The organism is Pseudoalteromonas sp. CO348 (assembly GCF_004208845.1).
GTDB lineage: Bacteria > Pseudomonadota > Gammaproteobacteria > Enterobacterales > Alteromonadaceae > Pseudoalteromonas > Pseudoalteromonas maricaloris.
Genome location: NZ_SGPI01000017.1, coordinates 13,730 through 32,863 on the forward strand (window position 1 = coordinate 13,730; position 19,134 = coordinate 32,863).

Consider the following 19,134-nt stretch of genomic DNA (forward strand, 5'->3'; position numbering starts at 1 on the left):
ATTAATATTAAATGAAGAACACATCATACAATTTATTGACTAACAAGTTTCAGCTTCTGAGATAGGGAATGCAGCATCTGGTCAACAGAGCTATGCTCATTGCTTAATCCTTCTAATAAGGTCATAAAGTAGCAATCCATCATAACGGTTGCTTTCAACTCATTGTATTCCTGCTCACTGAATAACAAGTGTTTGAACAAATTGAGTTGTCCCGTAAAGAATTCGCTATGCCAAATAATCCCACAAAGCAGCTCTTTACTGAAATCTCTATTGCTAAGATAAAAAGCAAATAAATACTTTGCATAGTGGCGTAACTTTAAGCTGGCACTATGCTGCTCATCTGATGTTTTCGCTTCATTAATTAGTTCATCTATTTGGTTATGCATTGCGACTTTGAGCATGTCGAGCTTAGTAGGGAAGTGAGAGAAAACCGTTCCCGTTGCCACGTTTGCTGCTTGGGCAATTTGCCGAGTAGTGGTGTTTTCAAAACCATTGTCTTGAAAAAGTTGCCAACTAGCACTGAGAATTTTATTGTACGTAATTTCTCTTTTTTTCATATGGTTACCTTTTTATTTGCGAAGAGAGTGTAGCACAATTCCAGATTATTTAAGAGATAAAGTTTGCAAATAATGAGCGCGCTCATTATTATAATTGAGCGTGCTCATTAAATTTCAATAGGAGTTGTTATGCAATATTTGAGATTATTCATCGGATACATTCTGTTCATCCCTTTTATCTTTTTTTACAGCTATATTCTTGGTCCAGCTTTAAAAATGGTGCTGATCCCAGGTGGCCTTGTGGTGCTATGCTTAATTATGGGTCCTAAAACGTTTTTCTCTCACTTTAAGCGTGCGAAAGCATTAAGTATTGAAGAATTGGTGGTGTCTAAATAACTCAGGGTGCCATCGCGTGATAATTGCAATAAGTTGATTCTTCGCATTAAAGACGAACTCAGGTATAATGCCCGCAGCTAAGGTGTGAAGGACCTTAGCCCTGTATCGTTCAAAATTAGTCGAGGAATTATTATGACCGTTGGCATCATTATGGGCTCAAAATCAGACTGGCCTACAATGCAACATGCAGCTGAAATGTTAGATAAATTTGGTATTGATTATGAAACTAAAGTAGTTTCAGCTCACCGTACTCCACAGCTTTTAGCGGATTATGCTTCGACAGCAGCAGAACGTGGGATCAAAGTTATCATTGCCGGTGCTGGCGGTGCTGCACACCTACCGGGGATGGCGGCAGCATTCACAAGTCTGCCTGTACTTGGCGTTCCAGTAAAATCAAAAACGCTAAATGGCGTGGACTCATTGCTATCAATTTGCCAAATGCCTAAAGGTGTTGCGGTAGGTACGTTAGCGATTGGCGACGCTGGTGCTGCAAACGCAGGTTTGCTAGCTGCTCAAATTTTAGGTTGTCAGCAGCCAGAAATTTTTGCAAAAGTAGAAGCGTTCAGAAAAGAACAAACAGAAACGGTATTAGCTAATCCAGATCCTGCGAAATAACATGAATATTCTTGTTTTAGGGGCGGGACAGTTAGCCCGTATGATGAGCCTATCGTCAACTCATCTTGATATAAAAGTTCTGGCTTATGATGTTGGTAGCCAAACGGTAATAAACCCCGTTACCTTTGCAACCACACCAGAGTCATTACAGCAAGCCATTGACAATGCTGATGCCATCACTGCCGAATTTGAACATATTCCACATGATGTTTTGGCGCTTTGCGAACAAAGCGGTAAGTTTTACCCTGGCGCAGAAGCAATAGCCACCGGTGGTGATCGCGCGAAAGAAAAAGCACTACTAGATAAAACATCTGTGCCTTGTGCTCCTTTTAAAATTATTACGGATAAAGCGCATTTTCTCACAGCGATTGATGAGTTAGGTATGCCTTTAGTCGTTAAAACCTGTCAAGCAGGCTATGATGGGAAAGGGCAATGGCGAGTAAAATCAGAGTCTGAAATAGACAATATTTGGGCCGAAATGTCTGGGTTTTTGCAAGCAGGCACTGAAGCACAGCCTCACTCTATCGTTGCTGAAAAAATGATACCGTTTGACCGTGAGGTGTCGATTATTGGTGTGCGTGCTAAAAATGGCGAATGTAAAATTTATCCTTTGACTGAAAACCAGCATACCAATGGTGTACTGACCTTATCAATTGCCGGGAAAGAGAAAGCCAATATTCAAGCGCAAGCGGAAGACGCATTTTCGAAACTCGCGAATGCACTCGATTATGTTGGTGTACTTGCTATTGAGTTTTTCGATGTTGAAGATCAACTATTGGTTAATGAAATAGCGCCTAGGGTACATAACTCAGGACATTGGTCACAACAAGGCGCCCATGTAAGCCAGTTTGAAAACCATATTCGTGCCGTTGCCGGTTTACCGATTGGTGATACAAGGCTGCTTCGCCCAACCGCGATGATTAATGTGTTAGGGCAAAGTCACATTCCATCACAAGTTCTTGCTGTCTCAGGGACAACCAGTCACTGGTATGGCAAAGATGCGAAACCGGGCAGAAAAATGGGGCATATCAACGTGTCAGCTGACTCACTGCATAAGTTAGGTGAAGCACTGGCAGAGCTTGCTGACATCTTGCCTGAGGCAGACTACCCTGGGGTTATGGAAACCGCTCAGCAATTAATTTTGAATTAGTACTACTGTTTTTAGCAAAAAAGGTCCATTGTTAACTAAAAACCTAAGCTTATGATATCTATTGAGTTAACTCATTCTTTATAACAGAGCTCAGGGTAGATATAAAAAATTTAATTTTTTTACTGTTATTTTTGGAACTCTTTTCTGATAGTGCGGTCTACTATTGTGAGGCGCGGATAGGCCTCATTTCATACTCGTTGTCCATCAACGACTATGTGAGCGCAGAGAGTATTTGGCCAGCATCCCTATGCTGGCCTTTTTTTGTCCCACCCATCGTGCTTTTAATCTTAAATCTGTCGATATTCCGCTGGCTTTCTGCTTAAATTAGGCAAATTTAACTATTATAAGAAAGTCACATGTTGAAACTCTCTCTTATCTCGATGGCTGTCGCTTCAGGTTTATTCCTTTCAGGCTGTCAAACCACTGAAGTAAGCCCAAAACCACAACAAGTTGAAGCCAATTCACCAGTCCCACAAGTTGTTGCGACTCCTGTTGATTTCGGTGGTGAGCAGATCACCTTAAAACAAGCAATGGCGCATCCTGATTGGTTGGGAAGACAACCAGAAGGCGCATACTGGGGAGCTGATAGCAAAACCGTTTTCTATAAGCGTAAGCAAGCTGGCTCAGAGTTAAGAGATCTATTTAAAGTCAGTAGCGCACAAACAAGCGAAGCAGTTTCGCTGTCAGATTTGCATGCCGTTGGTGCTGCAAACGCGATTTATAATAAAGGTCGGACGCTACAATCTTATGAATTTAAAGGCAACATATTCGTTAAAAACCTGAAGTCTGGCGCTTTGACACAAGTTACTCATTCTTCGAACTATGAGTATGCACCGCAATTCTTAAGTGATAACCGATTAGCTTACCGTTCAGGCAATGCGCTATTTGCGTTTGATATAGCCACTGGCTTAACGAAAGAACTGGTAAAGTTACATTTAGCGGATAAGCCTGAAGGAGTGAAAGAGCCAAATGGATATATCGCTGAGCAGCAACACAAACTGATTCAATTCGTCGCGCTAACGCACAAAAACAGCAAAGATCGAGAAGCGAGAAATCAAGAGATAGAAGCGAATAACGCAAGCATCCAAGATAATCAGTTTTATCTAGGTAAAGGAAAAACACTTATCTCAGTTAGCTTAGCACCGACAGGTGACAAGTTAATCGCTGTGATCACCGATGATAAACCAAGCCGTTCAGACTCTGACATCATGCCTAACTACGTGAGTCAAAACGGTGACATTGATCCGGTAAAAGCTCGCCGCCGCGTTGCAGACACAAAACCAATGAGTTCTGATGTTATTTTCATTGATTTAGCAAAATCAGAGCAAGTCACGCTGAGCTATGATACTTTGCCTGGCTTTGATGAAGATGTACTAGCCGAGGTGAAACGCGAAAATGCTAAGGCAAAAGGTGAATCATATAAGAGTGAAAAAGCACCACGTGATATCAACTTGATCGACACATGGGGCTGGAGTCAATCCGCTATCCAATGGAATAGTGACGGTTCTCAAGTCGCAGTGATGCTTGGTGCTTGGGATAATAAAGACAGATGGTTAGCAACTGTTGATTTTGATAAACAACAATTCGTTTCTCAGCACCGCCTACACGATGAAGCATGGATCAATTACACCTACAATGATTTTGGTTGGTTAAGCAACCAAGACGCGTTGTACTATCTTTCAGAGCAAACTGGATATAGTCAGCTTTATGTTAAGCCGCTTAACGGCAAAGCAAAAGCAATGACTTCAGGGAAGTTTGTGGTTTCTGAACCAACCTTAACCCAAGATAGTCAATTTGTTTATTACAAAGCCAATAAAGATCACCCAGGTTTATACGAAATTTATCGCGTCAATTTAGCAAGCGGTGAAGATGAGCAGTTAACTGATTTAGATGGCCTGACTGATTACCAGCTAAGCCCAGATGAGCAAAAGCTGTTGTTAACTCACTCAAAAATCATGATGCCTCCAGAACTTTATGTGGCGGATGCAGCGCCAAAAGCAGCGGTGTCACGACTCACTAATACAGTCTCTGATGCGTTTTTAAATAAGAAGCTAATTGCACCTAAGATTGTCGCGGTTCCTTCAAGCCATCAAGGTGAGCCTGTCTACGCAAAAGTATATTACCCAGCAGATTATCAAGAAGGCGAAACGGGTAAGAATCGTAAGGCTGTGATCTTTAACCATGGTGCGGGTTATTTGCAGAACTCTCATATGGGTTGGTCTAACTACTTTAGAGAGTTTATGTTCCATTCACTCCTCGCGAGCGAAGGCTATGTCGTTATGGATATGGACTATCGCGGCTCTAAGGGCTATGGCCGAGATTGGAGAACGGCAATCTATCGTCATATGGGTAAACCAGAAATCGAAGATTTAGCAGACGGTGTCGAGTGGATGGTGAACAACGCTAATGTTGATCGTGGCGCTGTAGGTACTTATGGTGGTTCATACGGCGGCTTTATGACATTTATGGCGCTATTTACTCAGCCCGATCTATTCCAAGCAGGCGCTGCTTTACGTCCAGTCACCGATTGGGCCTATTACAACGACCCGTACACCTCAAATATCCTTAATCGCCCCGATGTTGACCCAATTGCATACAAACGCAGTTCGCCTATCTATCATGCTGAAGGTTTGAAAAACAAGCTTCTGATCAATGCACCTATGGTTGATGACAACGTGTTTTTCCAAGATGTTGTGCGCTTAGTGCAACGTCTGATTGAGCTAGAAAAGGAAGACTTTGAAACGGCGATTTATCCAGTTGAGCCCCATGGCTTTAGACAGCCATCAAGTTGGTTGGATGAATACCGTCGTATATACAAGTTGTTCAAAGAAAACTTGTAATCAAATGGGTGGATAAAAAGCCAGCTTAAGCTGGCTTTTTTGTTTTATAAAATAAATAGATAACAGCTAAAACCACACCACCAACTGCACCAAATAGATGTGCTTCAATGGCGACTCTCGAGTCTATCAGCTTAGCTACATCTGCGCTTGCACCCGCATATTGCTCCCAACATATCTTTGCCCACACACCAATAAACAACAGATATCCAGTTGTTAGCTTGCGCTTAATATCTTCAAGTGCTCCCCATACGATAAGCCCATGTAATAAGCCACTCAAGCCTGTATATACAACAATGTTTGGCGAAAATAGCAAAATCATGAGCCCGGTAAAGAGGCCAAGAAAAAGCACATTCAGCCAATACTTTCTTAGAGTTGTATATTCGGCATGTAATAGCCAAATAAATAAGATACCAAGCAGGTTTAGCATCAAGTGATACCAATTGCTATGGGTAAACTGACCGCTCAAAATACGCCATATTTCACCATCAGCAATTGCGTTTCTGTCGAAATCTAAGTGCGGGCCAAGCCCGAACAACATCAGTATTGTTGACAATATCGCCAAAGACGCAGGGCCAATGAGATATTCTTTGTTCGTTGGAAGTTCAAACATACGATTTCACGTTATTATTTTTGCATATTGTGCCTAATTGCTTTTATGATGCCAAATATAAGACGTAAGCAAAGTGGGTATTATGAAACATACACTTGCATCACTAACCGTGATTGCCGCATTCAGCTTTTCAACCAACACCTTAGCTGAGCAACAAAAAATCGAAATTAGAGAGCCGGAAGCCGCAACAGGTTTCCAATCTAAAGAAGCACGCACCGCAGAAAAGTACATGGTCGTTGCTGCCAACCCCTATGCGAGTAAAGCAGGTCAATTGATGCTCTCAAAAGGGGGAAGTGCGGTTGATGCTATGATAGCGACTCAACTTGTGCTTACATTAGTTGAGCCGCAATCTTCAGGCGTAGGTGGCGGGGCTTTTATCCTGCACTACGACAAGAAAAGCAATGAATTAATTAGTTTTGATGGTAGAGAAACTGCACCAAAACTTGCCGGCCCTGATCTGTTTTTAGATGATACGGGTAATGCGGTTAGATGGATTGAGGCTGTGGTGGGCGGTCGCTCTGTTGGTGTGCCTGGTATTCTGCACGCGTTTAAATCAGCACATGACAAATACGGTAAACTGCCATGGCAGGAATTATTCAAGCCGGCGATTGAATTAGCTCGAGACGGATTTATCGTCTCTCCACGTTTAAATATGCTGCTTGAGAAAAAACTCAACCCAGGTTTGACAAAGCTCAGTCCTGCAAAAGAATATTTCTATCCGAATGGTAAAGCACTACAACCAGGGACCCTTAAAAAGAATCTGCCTTTGGCAAACCTATACTACAAAGTAGCAACACAAGGGATCCAAGCCTTTTATGAAGGGCAAAATGCCACCCAATTAGTAGAAGCTGTGCAAAAGTCTGAAATCGCACCTGGCAAATTGGCGCTGAGCGACTTAGAACATTATAAAAGCAAAACCCGAGACGCTATCTGTACGGAATATCGTGTATATAAAGTTTGCTCTATGGCACCGCCTAGCAGTGGTGGTATTGCCGTTTTGCAAATGATGAAACTGCTGGAACCGTACGACCTAGGTAAGTATAAGGCAAACGACCCAGAAGCCTTGCACCTCTTTACTCAAGCATCTCGCCTAGCGTTTGCCGATAGAGATTTTTACGTTGCTGATCCTGATTTTGTTGAAGTGCCAGCAAAAGAATTGCTTAACGAACAATATCTATTAGGCCGTAGCAAACTTATCGGTGAAATGGATAATCACGACTTTCCAGTAGGCGACCCAACTTCGGGCACACTCGCTTATGCTATGGATGATAGTTATGAATTACCTTCGACCAGCCATGTGTCGATTGTAGATGCAGAGGGTAATGCTATTTCTATGACAAGCTCGATAGAAATGGCATTTGGCTCGACGGTGATGGTCAACGGATATTTACTCAATAACCAATTAACCGACTTTGCGCTTTCTCCAAAAGTAGGGGATAAATGGGTCGCTAACCGGGTAGAAGCAAACAAACGCCCAAGAAGTTCTATGGCACCTGTAATGGTGTTTAACAAAGATGGGTCGCTTAAATTGATAGTCGGCTCACCGGGTGGCAGCCGTATTATCAACTATGTTGCTCAAACCTTAGTTGGTGTACTGGACTGGGGGTTATCTGTTCAGGCTGCGATTGATTTACCAAAAATCACCAATCGCAATAAGTACACAACGCTGGAAAAAGGCACTGAGCTGACAAAACAAGCACCTTACTTTGAGAAAAAAGGCCATGAAGTACAGATCCGCGACTTAAACTCAGGACTACATGCCATTGAGGTTCGTGGAACACATTTAATCGGTGGCGCAGATCCAAGAAGAGAAGGTGTTGCACTCGGTGAAAGCAGCGAATAAGCCGTGGTTTCTTAAGTGCTTTTAGGCTATAATTTTGCGTTCCAGAAAAATGCGTTTAACGTGCTCTGGAGCGCGTTAATAATGGTCTGATGAGCACTAAATTCATTGTAATTTAATCCTTTTCGACAATAATGAACCCTTAGACTAAAAAATTAGTGTCAAGCTTGTAAATATGACTAAACAAACCGATCCAAATTATCTCTACATTCCCTATTCAGGTCCTACACTATTAGAAACGCCACTGCTTAACAAAGGGAGTGCATTCTCTCAACGCGAGCGTGAAAATTTCAACTTAGCGGGACTACTTCCTCCTCGTTACGAAACAATTGAAGAGCAAGTTGAGCGTTGTTATCAGCAATATTCAAGCTTTAGCGACAACCTAAACAAGCACATTTACCTGCGCGCTATTCAGGACAACAATGAAACGCTGTATTACCGCTTAGTACGTGATCATTTGGAAGAAATGATGCCAATCATCTACACCCCAACAGTAGGTGATGCATGTGAGAAGTTTTCTGATATCTATCGCAGCTCTCGTGGTTTGTTTATTTCTTATGAAGACCGCTATCAAATCGATGATATTTTACGAAATGCCACTAAAGGCAAAGTAAAAGTTATCGTGGTTACAGATGGTGAACGTATTTTAGGCCTTGGCGACCAAGGTATTGGTGGTATGGGTATTCCTATCGGTAAGCTGGCACTTTACACCGTATGTGGTGGGATCAGCCCTGCTTACACGCTGCCTGTTATGCTTGACGTAGGGACAAACAACGAGAAGCTACTCAATGACCCAATGTACATGGGGGCAAGACACCCACGTATCGGCCAAGCTGAATATGACGAATTCCTAGATCTATTCATTAAAGCGGTTAAACGCCGTTGGCCTAATGTGCTGTTACAGTTTGAAGATTTCGCACAACCTAACGCAATGCCACTATTGAAACGTTACCGCGATGAAATTTGTAGCTTTAACGATGATATCCAAGGCACCGCTGCGGTTACTGCGGGTTCGCTGTTAGCCGCTTGCCGTGTGAAAGGGGCAAAGCTCTCGGAACAAAAAGTAGTGTTTGTTGGCGCAGGCTCTGCTGGCTGCGGTATTGCAGAGCAAATTATTAGCCAAATGATTTCAGAAGGGATAACCGACGAGCAAGCGAGAAGCCAAGTGTTTATGGTGGACCGTTTTGGCCTACTGACAGAGGGCATGGAAGGACTAAGAGATTTTCAAGAAGCGCTAGTTCAACAACAAGCAAATCTTGCGGATTGGACATACAGTGGTGAATTTGCATCTTTATTAGATGTAATGCACTGTGCAAAACCAGACATCTTAATTGGTGTATCAGGTCAAGCGGGCCTATTCACTGAGCAAGTGATCCGTGCGATGCATGCTGGGTGCGAACAGCCAATTATTTTCCCATTAAGTAATCCATCACGCCAGGTTGAAGCACATCCAAAAGATGTAATTGAGTGGACTGATGGTCAAGCAATTGTTGCTACGGGAAGCCCATTTGAACCGGTAGTACATGGTGAGCAAACAATCATCATACCGCAATGTAATAACAGTTATATCTTCCCAGGGATCGGCCTTGGTGTACTTGCAGCTAAAGCGAACCGTATTACAGATAGCATGTTGATGGTATCTAGCGAAATGCTTGCTGAATCATCACCACGTGCTAATACCGGCAAAGGTAGCCTACTACCAGCACTAACTGAAATTGAACCGTTGAGTAAGCGCATTGCTTTTGCAGTTGCTAAAAAGGCAATGGAAGAGGGCGTTGCACTTGAAATGGAAGACGACGCAATTTGGGCTGCAATAGAGAAAAACTATTGGCTCCCTAAGTATAGAAATTACAAACGCTGTAGCGTCTAGTTACTTTTACTTAGCTAAAACAGAAATCGCCGCCAACTCAAATTGGCGGCGATTTTATTTATTAATCACTCGTAAGTTTAAGAGCGTTACATATGACTTCTCAAAGTGACAACGGCTCATTTTGTTAAAGTTTGTTACCCTGAAATCCAATTCAGTAGTTGTTAATTGAAATATGCTTGAATATGCAGGTATCACATTTTAGGAGCAAAAGATGCGAATTTTAACTGGCTTACTGACATTATGTTTATCTGGATTTAGCTTTGCAGGCGCATTGCCTGACTCGCCGCATTTATATGTTAAAGGCACTTCATTTATTCAAGTACAACCCGATATTGCAACCATCCGCGTTGCCATTACTGAAAAGCAAAAGTCGCTGCCCACAGCTAAAGAAAACGTCGATAAGATTATGGCTAAGGCCATCGAAATCGCTAAACGCTTCGATATTAAAGAAGACGATATTCACGCAGATCAGCTGAATGTCTACAGACAGACACGCTACAATCGAGAATCAAACGAAGAAGAGTTTGATGGTTTTCGCGTAAGTCGTAGCCTGACTGTAAAACTTAAAGACATCAAAAAATACCCTGAGTTGCTTCAAGAGTTTGTAGACAGCGGCATAAATCAGTTCAATAACACGGAATTTGGTGTTGAAAATGAAGGCAAGTATCTGCAAAGCCTCAAAAAAGCCGCCATCAAAGATGCAAAGAAAGCAGCTAAAGAGCTGGCAGGCGAGTTTGATGTTGAATTGGCAAAACTGTACTCAGTTTCATTCCAACCAATGCAAACGCCAGTTCAGCCTTACGTGCGCTCTGCAGCAATGGCAATGGAAGCAGATCAAGGCGCTTACAAAAATGCGTATAACACAGGTGCAATTACATTGAACGCGGAAGTTTATGCCGTTTACTTAATTGAGTAATACTGGCTGTGAACTAGTTAAACTTATACACTAAGCCCTCCATTGGAGGGCTTTTTATGATCACCGGTTTATATGCGGCATTCTCTATATTAAACTCAGTTTTAACATAATATAACACAGACACAAAGTATCACTAGGAGATGGCGGTATCGATGAACTGCAAAGTGCAATACGGATCCACGGCAACTTTTTTGAGTAAACACCGTTCGTACTGTTAATGATGTTGTTACTCGAAACTCAACAAATCAATTCGTATCTACTTCATGCTTTTGGCATTGCTTTTTTGTTTTCTCGAGTTGCACTCGATAAAGCTAACTTTTCAATCAGAAAAGTAGCGATGGCGACAACATATGGGATAATACTTATTTTAGCGTCATTCATTTTAGCGTCATTCAACCTCGTGTATTACTTTATCTAAATATGACAAAACACAAATTTCTGGTAACAGGTTTACCACGAACGGGCACAACAAGTCTGTGTATTGCTGCATTAGGTGCTGGATACAAAACAGCACACACGGCATACACAAGGCAAGCATTAGACAATGCTGAATTTATTGCTGACACGCCCGTTTTCGCTGATTATAAAAAATTATATGCTTTATATCCTGAAGCCAAAATAATCCAGTTAACACGAGATTTTGAGCAATGGCTTCCCTCAATTAAGCGTTTGATGACGGCAATGAAAGAAAACTTACTGTCACAAACAGGAGGCTTTAACGACACCATTAAGCGTTGTTATTTTGAAACTTTTCCTGATTTTGACAAACATTTTGAAGACGATGGTTATTGGCGGGATTGTTATAGCAAGCATCATGATAGGGTGCTTAGATTTGCAAAAATGAATCATATTCCTTTTATTGCGGTCAATCTAACCGCTACTGATGCCGAGCAAACGCTTGGCGAATTTATAGGCGTAACTCAAGAAAAAGTGACCATCCCGCATGTCAATATCGGTGGTAAAGTAACTGCATGGAAGTGGTTTTCACACCCCAATAAAGTGGAATCGACACGTAATGGCAAAGCAGATAAAGACACAGCGCTCTTTAGCATGCAAGTTCGCTCGAGCGCCTGAGTTTGTTATACTCACCACAAGCTGTATATACAAGATAGAATTATGTTTGAATTAAAATACCACACACCTTTTAGCTGGACTGAAAAAGTCCTAGCCGACTTTGATACCTTTCTTCAAGATCACGCCGCTGCAGAAAAAAAAGCAGCCGGAATGGCGATGGCAATGCTTGGTCATTACCCAGACAGGATCAAGCTAGTAAAAGCGATGGCAGATCTCGCAATAGAAGAAATGATCCATTTTAAACAGGTACTTAAAATCTTAACCGAGCGTGGTACGCTACTAGGAAACGACCAAAAAGACCCCTATATAAAGCAAATGCGCGCATTGTTCCGCCAAGGCACTGACGAATATTTAATTGATAGATTACTGATCGGCGCAGTAATTGAGGCTAGGGGCCATGAGCGTTTTTCTTTAGTTGCAGAAGCGCTTCCTGAAGGCAAAGAGAAAGACTTTTATGTTGCAATCGCCAAGTCAGAAGAAAAACACAAAAATCTTTTTGTGGAGCTCGGCTACGAGTACTTCGACAAATTAACGATAGATAACCGTTTAGAAGAAATTCTCATTGCAGAAGCGCGTATTTGCAAAGGTATTCCATTTAGCGCAGCGCTTCATTAAAAGCAGCCACATAACTCGAGCCAATAAAGCCTCAACAAGTTACAGTGTAGCTTTATTGTCTCCCATCTTTCTAGATACTTATTCAGTGAAGAGAACGGTTTCACTAGATATACCAATTAAGATTTCTAGTTTCGCCCAGTGCATTGTGTTCCATTGAATACTTTTGGTTTCAAAACGACTCATATTCGAAGCAACTAATATCGCAATAGTTATACACCAACCAGACGAGCGATACTGAACCTTTGATTTTATAAGGGAGTAGACTTTCCTCATCTAAAATTTATTTAATTTAACATAACGTAAATTATGGGATGCAATGAATTATGTGAGAAACCATATAAAGCACCTTACTAATGTCCAATACTAGACGGTATCGGACATTAATAAAAAGTTTACTGTATTTTCTATTGAGCTATGGTTTCGCTTTTTATAGTATGTGGTTGAATTTGTAATTTGAAGTATCGACATATGGAATTTGTAAGACCGCTAGAACCAATCTTGATAATTGATGACGCTGTTGAGATCAGAGATTTTCTGACACAGATTTTGGAGAACTTAGGGTTTGAAGAAGTTTATGGTTGTGAAGACTTTGATTCCGCAAAGCCGCTACTAAAGCATAAACAACCCAGTGTTGTCTTTTTAGATATTGAGCTTCCCGATACAGATGGCACCGAAATTCTTTCCTACATCAACGAAAACTTTCCTGTGGCCCATGTCATCATGTGCTCTGGCCATAATAGTATGGAGAATGTTCAAAATACTTGGGAACTTGGTGCTAAGGGCTTTATCGCTAAACCTTTCAATGCACATAAAGTGGATTCGGTAATGAAGCGTTTAGAGCTGGTTACATGAATGAAGAAATAAAGAAACTTACCGATGCGCTCTCTACCGTTATTTTAGAAAAGCCTGAACAAATAAAACTCGCGATCTGCAGTCTTTTGTGTCGCGGCCATCTTCTAATCGAAGATTTACCAGGTATGGGTAAGACGACGCTATCTCATTCTCTTGCTGATGTGTTAGGTCTGACATATCGTCGAGTGCAATTTACTAGCGATCTACTCCCAGCCGATATTACCGGCACTTCTATTTTTAACCGTGAACATCAGTCTTTTGAATTCCATCCTGGTCCAATTTTCAGCCAAGTTTTACTGGCCGATGAAATCAACCGCGCAAGTCCAAAAACTCAAAGCGCCTTGTTGGAGTCCATGGAAGAACATCAAGTAACCATCGATGGCGTAAGCCATGAGCTCCCTAGCCCATTTTTTGTGATTGCAACGCAAAATCCTCAGCATCAATCAGGCACGCATCCACTGCCTGAGTCACAACTCGACCGCTTTTTTATGCGTATAAGCTTGGGATACCCCTCGGAAATGGCAGAAGCGCAGTTAATTAAATTAGCTGGAAAAGCGAGAAAATTGACTCAAGCACCACAAGTGATCGATGGTAAAACACTGTTGGCGTATCAACAAGTTGTGCCTAACATTGTGCTAAGTGACGCTATTATTGATTACATCCTTCGCTTAGTTAATTACACACGAAGCTCAGGTCAATTTAGCGATCCTTTGTCGCCAAGAGCTAGCATTGCACTTGCAGCCGCAAGTCGTGCATATGCGTTTATTAGTGGTCGAGATTTCGTCATACCTGATGACGTTCAAGCGGTTTTCACTTCAGTCTGTGCCCATCGACTTGGCATCACCACGACGAATGAAGCAGAAGTTAAGACACAGGTCTTTCAAAACGTACCGGTACATTAAGCATGATTAACCGCTTGAAACGGAAAGTTAAGCAGCATATTTATAAACGACATCAACGCTCAGAAATACGGTTATCTCATAATAATATCTACATACTGCCATCCAAGGATGGCGGTTTTTTTATCGCTGTGGCTTTGCTTAATTTTGTATTGGGGATCAACTATCAGAATAACCTAATCCTTGCAGTGTCCTACATTATGGCTGTGATGATGATAGCCGCCCTATTTTTAGGTTTTTTTAACTTGAACAATACAAATGTCCGATATTTGGGAAGTAATGCTAATTTTAGCCCATACAGTTCATCTATTAGACTCAGTATTTCATCTAGCGCAGAGATCCAATCACTCAGACTATTAAGTGAATACAACCAAACGGCTACCCATATTTCCAAAGTGAGTGATGAAAAAGTTATTGAGTTAGCCGCCCCTGATTTACCTCGTGGTGTATATGATACGGGGGTAATTAAAATCCTCAGCTACTTCCCATTTGGTCTTATTCGTACTTGGTCGTATATAAAACCAAACGATGCTTTCTACGTGTATCCTACTCCATTGCCCGTTGTAGACACAGAGTTTAGCTTCGGCAGTGCTTCGAATACTAGCCAAAGCATACAACAGAATGAGCGTTCAGTTGAGTTCGACCATCTCTCGCAATATCAAAAAGGGATGAGTTTAAGCCGCGTTTCTTGGAAGCATTACGCCAAGACGGAACAGATGCTAATTAAGCAGAATGCACCGGAGTCGGCCGATTTACACCGCATTATTTTCGATTATTCTAAGCTTTCAGGCAGCAAAGAAGAACGTCTGAGTAAGCTCTGTACTATGGTGCTTGACGCCGATAAGCAACAAACAAGTTATGCCCTGTTACTTCAGCAGAACAGGATCCCGTTCGGTCAGGGTGAAACCCATAAACTATGTTGCTTGGAGGCATTAAGTGAATTCTAGCTTCCCAAAATGGTACTACAGCACGTCACTATTTTTATGGCTGCTGAGCATTATTCTTGTTGATGATTTTGGTATCGGCTTTGTCGGGTTATGTACCGTTTTGACGCTGTGGCAAGCATCCAGATTGGTGACTAAACCAAGCGTGTTAAGCATTCGTTTTATTAACTTGATCACTTTACTCGGCGCCATTGCGACGGCCTCATTAATAGGTCTAAAAAACAGCGTGAATGTTTTTGTGGCTTTGATGTTGGTTGCATCGCTGCTTAAACAAGTGCATGCCACGCAACCCCGCCAATTTACACAAATATGTATTTTGAATTTCTTTACTTACCCGTGCTTATTTCTTTTTACACAAAGCATATTTGCAGCGTTTTTGGTATTAATTTTGTTGGCTGTTAATTTAGCTATCATGCTTAATCTCGAGCAAAACCTAAGGTTCAAATCTGCGCTTAAGGTAAGCGCAAAGGGATTGGTATTGGTGCTGCCCGTGGCTACTTTATTAGTTGTTTTTTTACCTAAACTCCCGGCATTTTGGCAGTTACCTGCACCGCAGAATCAAGCAAAAACAGGGTTATCTGAGAATGTAGATCCTTTCAATTTCGCAAATTTATCCCAGTCCAGCGACTTGGTGTTTCGGGCATCATTTGAGAACACTCAACAAACGGGGCCTTTCTATTGGCGTGCAATTATTCACGATGAGTTTGACGGACGGCAATGGAAAGTCTCTGAGTATCAAGGTACCAATATCAGAGCGTTGCCCAAAGAGCCAATTGGCGCAGCTACCATTATTGCGCAGCCAAGCCAACTTCCCTGGTTGTACGGCCTGTCATACTCTTATTCGAAAAACGCTAAGTTGAATAGTAACGTATTTGGCACGGTCTATTTGAAAAACCTATCAGCAAAACCTGTCGAGTATCAAATCGATTTCACTGACTTTGAACCCCAAGATTCGTTAACGCCTTGGTATTATAGGCGTAATACCGCATTACCTGACGGCATTAATCAACAGGCAAGGCAACTGGCGCGCGATTGGGACAGTCAATCGACAACAACGAGCCAATTCATTGAATTAATGAAGCGCTATTTTTTGCAAAATGGTTTTGTCTATACCTTAACGCCAACTACAGCCCAATCGGACAATAGGATTGATGACTTTTTATTTAGCTCGTTTAATGGTTTTTGTGGTCATTACGCCTCGGCTGCGGCATTTCTACTGCGAAGCGCGGGTATCCCCGCTCGCTTGGTCTCTGGTTATCTGGGCGGTGAAAAAAATGACAATCAAGGCTATTACAGCGTTTATCAATATGACGCACATGCTTGGGTTGAATATTTTACACCAGGAGTTGGCTGGCAACGCTTAGACCCAACTGCCTGGATTGCCCCAGAGCGCATGACAGGGAGCCTTTCTCAGTTAGAACAATTATCGAGTGAGTTCAAAAGCGGTTTGGGCTACAGCTTAATTGGCTTGTCTAATTGGCAATCTATTAATTGGTTGCGATTACAGCTCGAGGAGCTTGACTATCAGTGGACTCGCGTCGTCATTAATTTTGACAAAGAAAAGCAAGGCGCACTGTTTAAAGAGTGGTTTGGGAGCAATGGGCAGCTTTGGGCGGGCATATTTTCCCTGTTTATGCTGCTTTTGCTCTCAATTGCGCTATTTTACCTTAGCAAGCAGCTTACTCGGCATAAACGCCCTATCGAACTTGTCTATTACAATGCTATAGTGTCCGATTTCAAAGGGCAGCTAAATGGCACTACGGCGAAACAACATATTGTTGAGTTATGTAAGTTGTTTCCTGAGTTAGATGCGTCGCTTTGGCAGTTTTATCAATTAATTGAAAAGTCACAGTATCAACAAAAACCACTTAATAAACTTGAGCTTGGTGAGTTGAAGAGGTTGTATAAATCAATAAAAAGAAAGGCAAAAAAATAGTATGAATGCTGTTATTTTGGGCGTCTTGCTCATGCTGGGGTTAACCCTCTTTAGAATAAATGTAATTGTCGCCATGACCGTCAGTGCAATAGCGGCGGGCTTGGTGGCCGGTTTAGATTTGAAGACAACCTTAAACGCTTTTAATGATGGGCTATCTGGTGGCGCAGAAATAGCCTTAAGCTATGCCATGTTAGGTGGGTTTGCGGTTGCTATTTCGAAGTCTGGCTTAACTCAAATCCTCGCGCAAAAGCTGCTCAAATTGGTTAATGCCAATAATAGCGAAGGCTCAACGTTTTTAAGCATGTTTATAATGGTTATCATTTTGGCTTGCTCGATTGCGTCTCAAAACCTTGTGCCAGTTCATATTGCGTTTATTCCTATCCTCATTCCACCGCTATTAGTCGTACTGAACAAGCTGACGATAGACCGCCGTGCGATTGCGTGTATTTTAACGTTTGGCTTAGCGACCAGCTATATGGTGTTGCCATATGGATTCGGTGGCATTTATCTTTACTCTATTTTGCATAAAAACCTTGTAGACAATGGTTTAGAATTGGTTAAGTTCGACGTGCCATACGCTATGGTGATCCCTGCGCTTGGTATGCTGATTGGCCTGTTGATTGCCGTTTTCATTACTTATCGTAAAAAGCGAGTTTATGAAGTGAGTCAACAGCAAAGTACTCAGTCAAATACAGTACCTGAAGGCCAAGAAGCAACCAAAGTGATGATCGTCGGCGGCACTGCGGTGCTGGCTTCTCTCATCGCACAAAATAACAGTGGCTCAATGATATTAGGTGGGCTCGTTGGCGTGATGATTTTTAGCCTCTTTGGTATTGTGAAATGGGAACAAAACTCCGATGTTTTCAGTAAAGGTGTGGCGATGATGGCAATGATAGGTTTTATCATGATCTCTGCTCAAGGCTTTGCCTCCGTCATGAAAGCAACGGGTGATGTGGCAAGTTTAGTAGCAAGTTGTGCTGATTTTGTCGGCGACAATAAACCACTTGCCGCTGCGATGATTTTGCTTGTTGGCTTACTTATTACCATGGGAATTGGCAGTTCATTTTCAACCGTGCCAATCATTGCCACGCTATTTGTACCTTTGTCTCTAGAGGTTGGCTTTTCTGCTATGGCTACCGCCGCCTTGGTGGGAACCGCAGGTGCACTAGGCGACGCGGGCTCTCCTGCATCAGACTCCACACTTGGACCCACTTCTGGCTTAAATGCCGACGGCCAGCACGATCACATATGGGATTCCGTGGTACCTACATTCATTCACTTCAACATCCCACTACTCTGCTTTGGCTGGATAGCCGCGATGGTGTTATAGGTTTATCAATCATGATGGTATCAAGGCTCCCCGCCTTGATACCATCAGCTCATAAACATACTGTATTTTCTTTGTCTCTAATGTCGCTTTTGTCTTATTAGTTTTCTTGTGCTATACCAATAGGTAAGAGAATTAAAGCAAAAAGACTATGCAAACACTTAAACCAAGCGAAATAGCCAGTTACTGTAACGTACACCAACGCAGTGTGAGCCGTTGGATTGCCAATGGCGAATTAAAGGGTCATAAGCTTCCTGGACGCGGTAACTACCGTGTCTTACTTGAAGACTTTTTATCCTTTTTAAACAAGCACAAAATCCCCCTTTCGCAAGACTTTATTAGCGACTATCAAATCGCAGAAAGTGGTCTACACTCTGATAAAGAACGGGATTTAGCTAAGGTGCTTATCATTGATGACGAGCCCCAGTATAGAAAAGCGATACGACGAGTGATAGGCAACGATTATTTGATACAAGAAGCTGGGGATGGCTTTATGGCAGGCATTGCCATCTCGGAGTTTAAACCAAGTTTAATCACGCTCGATCTTTCCATGCCGGGAATGGATGGCTTTCAAGTGATCTCATTTATCCGCGAAAAAGAAGAATTTAAAGCGATTAAGATTTTGGTGATCTCTGCGTTAAATGATGTAGAACTTGAAAAGGCCAAAGCGATGGGCGCCAATGATGCCCTTTCTAAACCGTTTGATAACTCTATTCTGTTAGAAAAAATTAATGCGCTAATACAGGGGTAGCT

17 protein-coding genes are annotated in these 19,134 nt (G+C 42.2%); 15 read left to right on the plus strand and 2 right to left on the minus strand.

From position 1 onward, the window contains the following. Nucleotides 1-32: 32 nt before the first annotated feature. Complete coding sequence (locus tag EXT48_RS07535; protein ID WP_045989660.1) at nucleotides 33-557, minus strand: TetR/AcrR family transcriptional regulator; 525 nt, start codon at nucleotides 555-557, stop codon at nucleotides 33-35. Nucleotides 558-686: 129 nt separating this feature from the next. On the opposite strand from EXT48_RS07535, the gene EXT48_RS07540 reads away from it, so the two are divergent. The 4 genes from EXT48_RS07540 to EXT48_RS07555 all read left to right on the plus strand — a co-directional run bounded on the left by EXT48_RS07540 (nucleotide 687) and on the right by EXT48_RS07555 (nucleotide 5,498). Then, complete coding sequence (locus EXT48_RS07540) at nucleotides 687-893, plus strand: hypothetical protein (RefSeq protein ID WP_130164075.1); 207 nt, start codon at nucleotides 687-689, stop codon at nucleotides 891-893. A gap of 132 nt (nucleotides 894-1,025) precedes the next feature. Then, nucleotides 1,026-1,508, plus strand: a complete 483-nt coding sequence (gene purE / locus EXT48_RS07545) for a 5-(carboxyamino)imidazole ribonucleotide mutase (RefSeq protein WP_010372883.1) — start codon at nucleotides 1,026-1,028, stop codon at nucleotides 1,506-1,508. 1 nt (nucleotide 1,509) lies between these two features. Continuing rightward, nucleotides 1,510-2,658 (plus strand): 5-(carboxyamino)imidazole ribonucleotide synthase, encoded by a 1,149-nt coding sequence (locus EXT48_RS07550; protein WP_130164076.1) that lies wholly within the window; start codon nucleotides 1,510-1,512, stop codon nucleotides 2,656-2,658. A 356-nt stretch (nucleotides 2,659-3,014) separates the two neighbouring features. Beyond that, nucleotides 3,015-5,498: a prolyl oligopeptidase family serine peptidase gene (locus EXT48_RS07555; RefSeq protein ID WP_130164077.1), complete on the plus strand. Its 2,484-nt coding sequence runs from the start codon at nucleotides 3,015-3,017 to the stop codon at nucleotides 5,496-5,498. A 25-nt stretch (nucleotides 5,499-5,523) separates the two neighbouring features. Here the strand turns inward: EXT48_RS07555 and rrtA are convergent, their stop codons facing one another. Further along, nucleotides 5,524-6,108 carry a rhombosortase gene (gene rrtA, locus EXT48_RS07560; protein ID WP_130164078.1) on the minus strand — a complete coding sequence of 195 codons (585 nt, stop codon included), beginning with the start codon at nucleotides 6,106-6,108 and terminating at the stop codon, nucleotides 5,524-5,526. Nucleotides 6,109-6,190: 82 nt separating this feature from the next. On the opposite strand from rrtA, the gene ggt reads away from it, so the two are divergent. The 11 genes from ggt to EXT48_RS07620 all read left to right on the plus strand — a co-directional run bounded on the left by ggt (nucleotide 6,191) and on the right by EXT48_RS07620 (nucleotide 19,132). Beyond that, a complete protein-coding gene (ggt, locus tag EXT48_RS07565; protein ID WP_130164079.1) occupies nucleotides 6,191-7,951 on the plus strand; it encodes a gamma-glutamyltransferase in 1,761 nt (586 codons plus the stop codon). Between the two features lie 172 nt (nucleotides 7,952-8,123). Further along, on the plus strand, nucleotides 8,124-9,818 hold the full coding sequence (locus EXT48_RS07570; RefSeq protein WP_039495863.1) for an NAD-dependent malic enzyme: 1,695 nt from the start codon (nucleotides 8,124-8,126) through the stop codon (nucleotides 9,816-9,818). A 211-nt stretch (nucleotides 9,819-10,029) separates the two neighbouring features. Beyond that, the gene (locus tag EXT48_RS07575) at nucleotides 10,030-10,734 is read left to right on the plus strand and encodes an SIMPL domain-containing protein (RefSeq protein WP_017217386.1); all 705 of its coding nucleotides are present in this window, start codon (nucleotides 10,030-10,032) and stop codon (nucleotides 10,732-10,734) included. A 420-nt stretch (nucleotides 10,735-11,154) separates the two neighbouring features. After that, complete coding sequence (locus EXT48_RS07585; RefSeq protein WP_130164080.1) at nucleotides 11,155-11,808, plus strand: sulfotransferase family protein; 654 nt, start codon at nucleotides 11,155-11,157, stop codon at nucleotides 11,806-11,808. Between the two features lie 42 nt (nucleotides 11,809-11,850). Continuing rightward, nucleotides 11,851-12,423, plus strand: coding sequence for a tRNA-(ms[2]io[6]A)-hydroxylase (locus tag EXT48_RS07590; RefSeq protein WP_130164081.1), 573 nt, complete (start codon nucleotides 11,851-11,853; stop codon nucleotides 12,421-12,423). Nucleotides 12,424-12,891: 468 nt separating this feature from the next. Further along, on the plus strand, nucleotides 12,892-13,275 hold the full coding sequence (locus EXT48_RS07595; RefSeq protein ID WP_010372856.1) for a response regulator: 384 nt from the start codon (nucleotides 12,892-12,894) through the stop codon (nucleotides 13,273-13,275). Further along, nucleotides 13,272-14,177 (plus strand): MoxR family ATPase, encoded by a 906-nt coding sequence (locus tag EXT48_RS07600; protein WP_130164082.1) that lies wholly within the window; start codon nucleotides 13,272-13,274, stop codon nucleotides 14,175-14,177. Before EXT48_RS07595 ends, EXT48_RS07600 begins: the two co-directional genes overlap by 4 nt. 14 nt (nucleotides 14,178-14,191) lie before the next feature. Continuing rightward, complete coding sequence (locus EXT48_RS07605; RefSeq protein WP_240703361.1) at nucleotides 14,192-15,121, plus strand: DUF58 domain-containing protein; 930 nt, start codon at nucleotides 14,192-14,194, stop codon at nucleotides 15,119-15,121. Further along, nucleotides 15,111-17,054: a DUF3488 and transglutaminase-like domain-containing protein gene (locus EXT48_RS07610; RefSeq protein ID WP_130164084.1), complete on the plus strand. Its 1,944-nt coding sequence runs from the start codon at nucleotides 15,111-15,113 to the stop codon at nucleotides 17,052-17,054. Before EXT48_RS07605 ends, EXT48_RS07610 begins: the two co-directional genes overlap by 11 nt. 1 nt (nucleotide 17,055) lies before the next feature. Then, the gene (locus EXT48_RS07615) at nucleotides 17,056-18,384 is read left to right on the plus strand and encodes a Na+/H+ antiporter family protein (RefSeq protein ID WP_130164085.1); all 1,329 of its coding nucleotides are present in this window, start codon (nucleotides 17,056-17,058) and stop codon (nucleotides 18,382-18,384) included. A gap of 148 nt (nucleotides 18,385-18,532) precedes the next feature. Then, the gene (locus tag EXT48_RS07620) at nucleotides 18,533-19,132 is read left to right on the plus strand and encodes a response regulator (protein ID WP_010604755.1); all 600 of its coding nucleotides are present in this window, start codon (nucleotides 18,533-18,535) and stop codon (nucleotides 19,130-19,132) included. Nucleotides 19,133-19,134 lie beyond the last annotated feature (2 nt).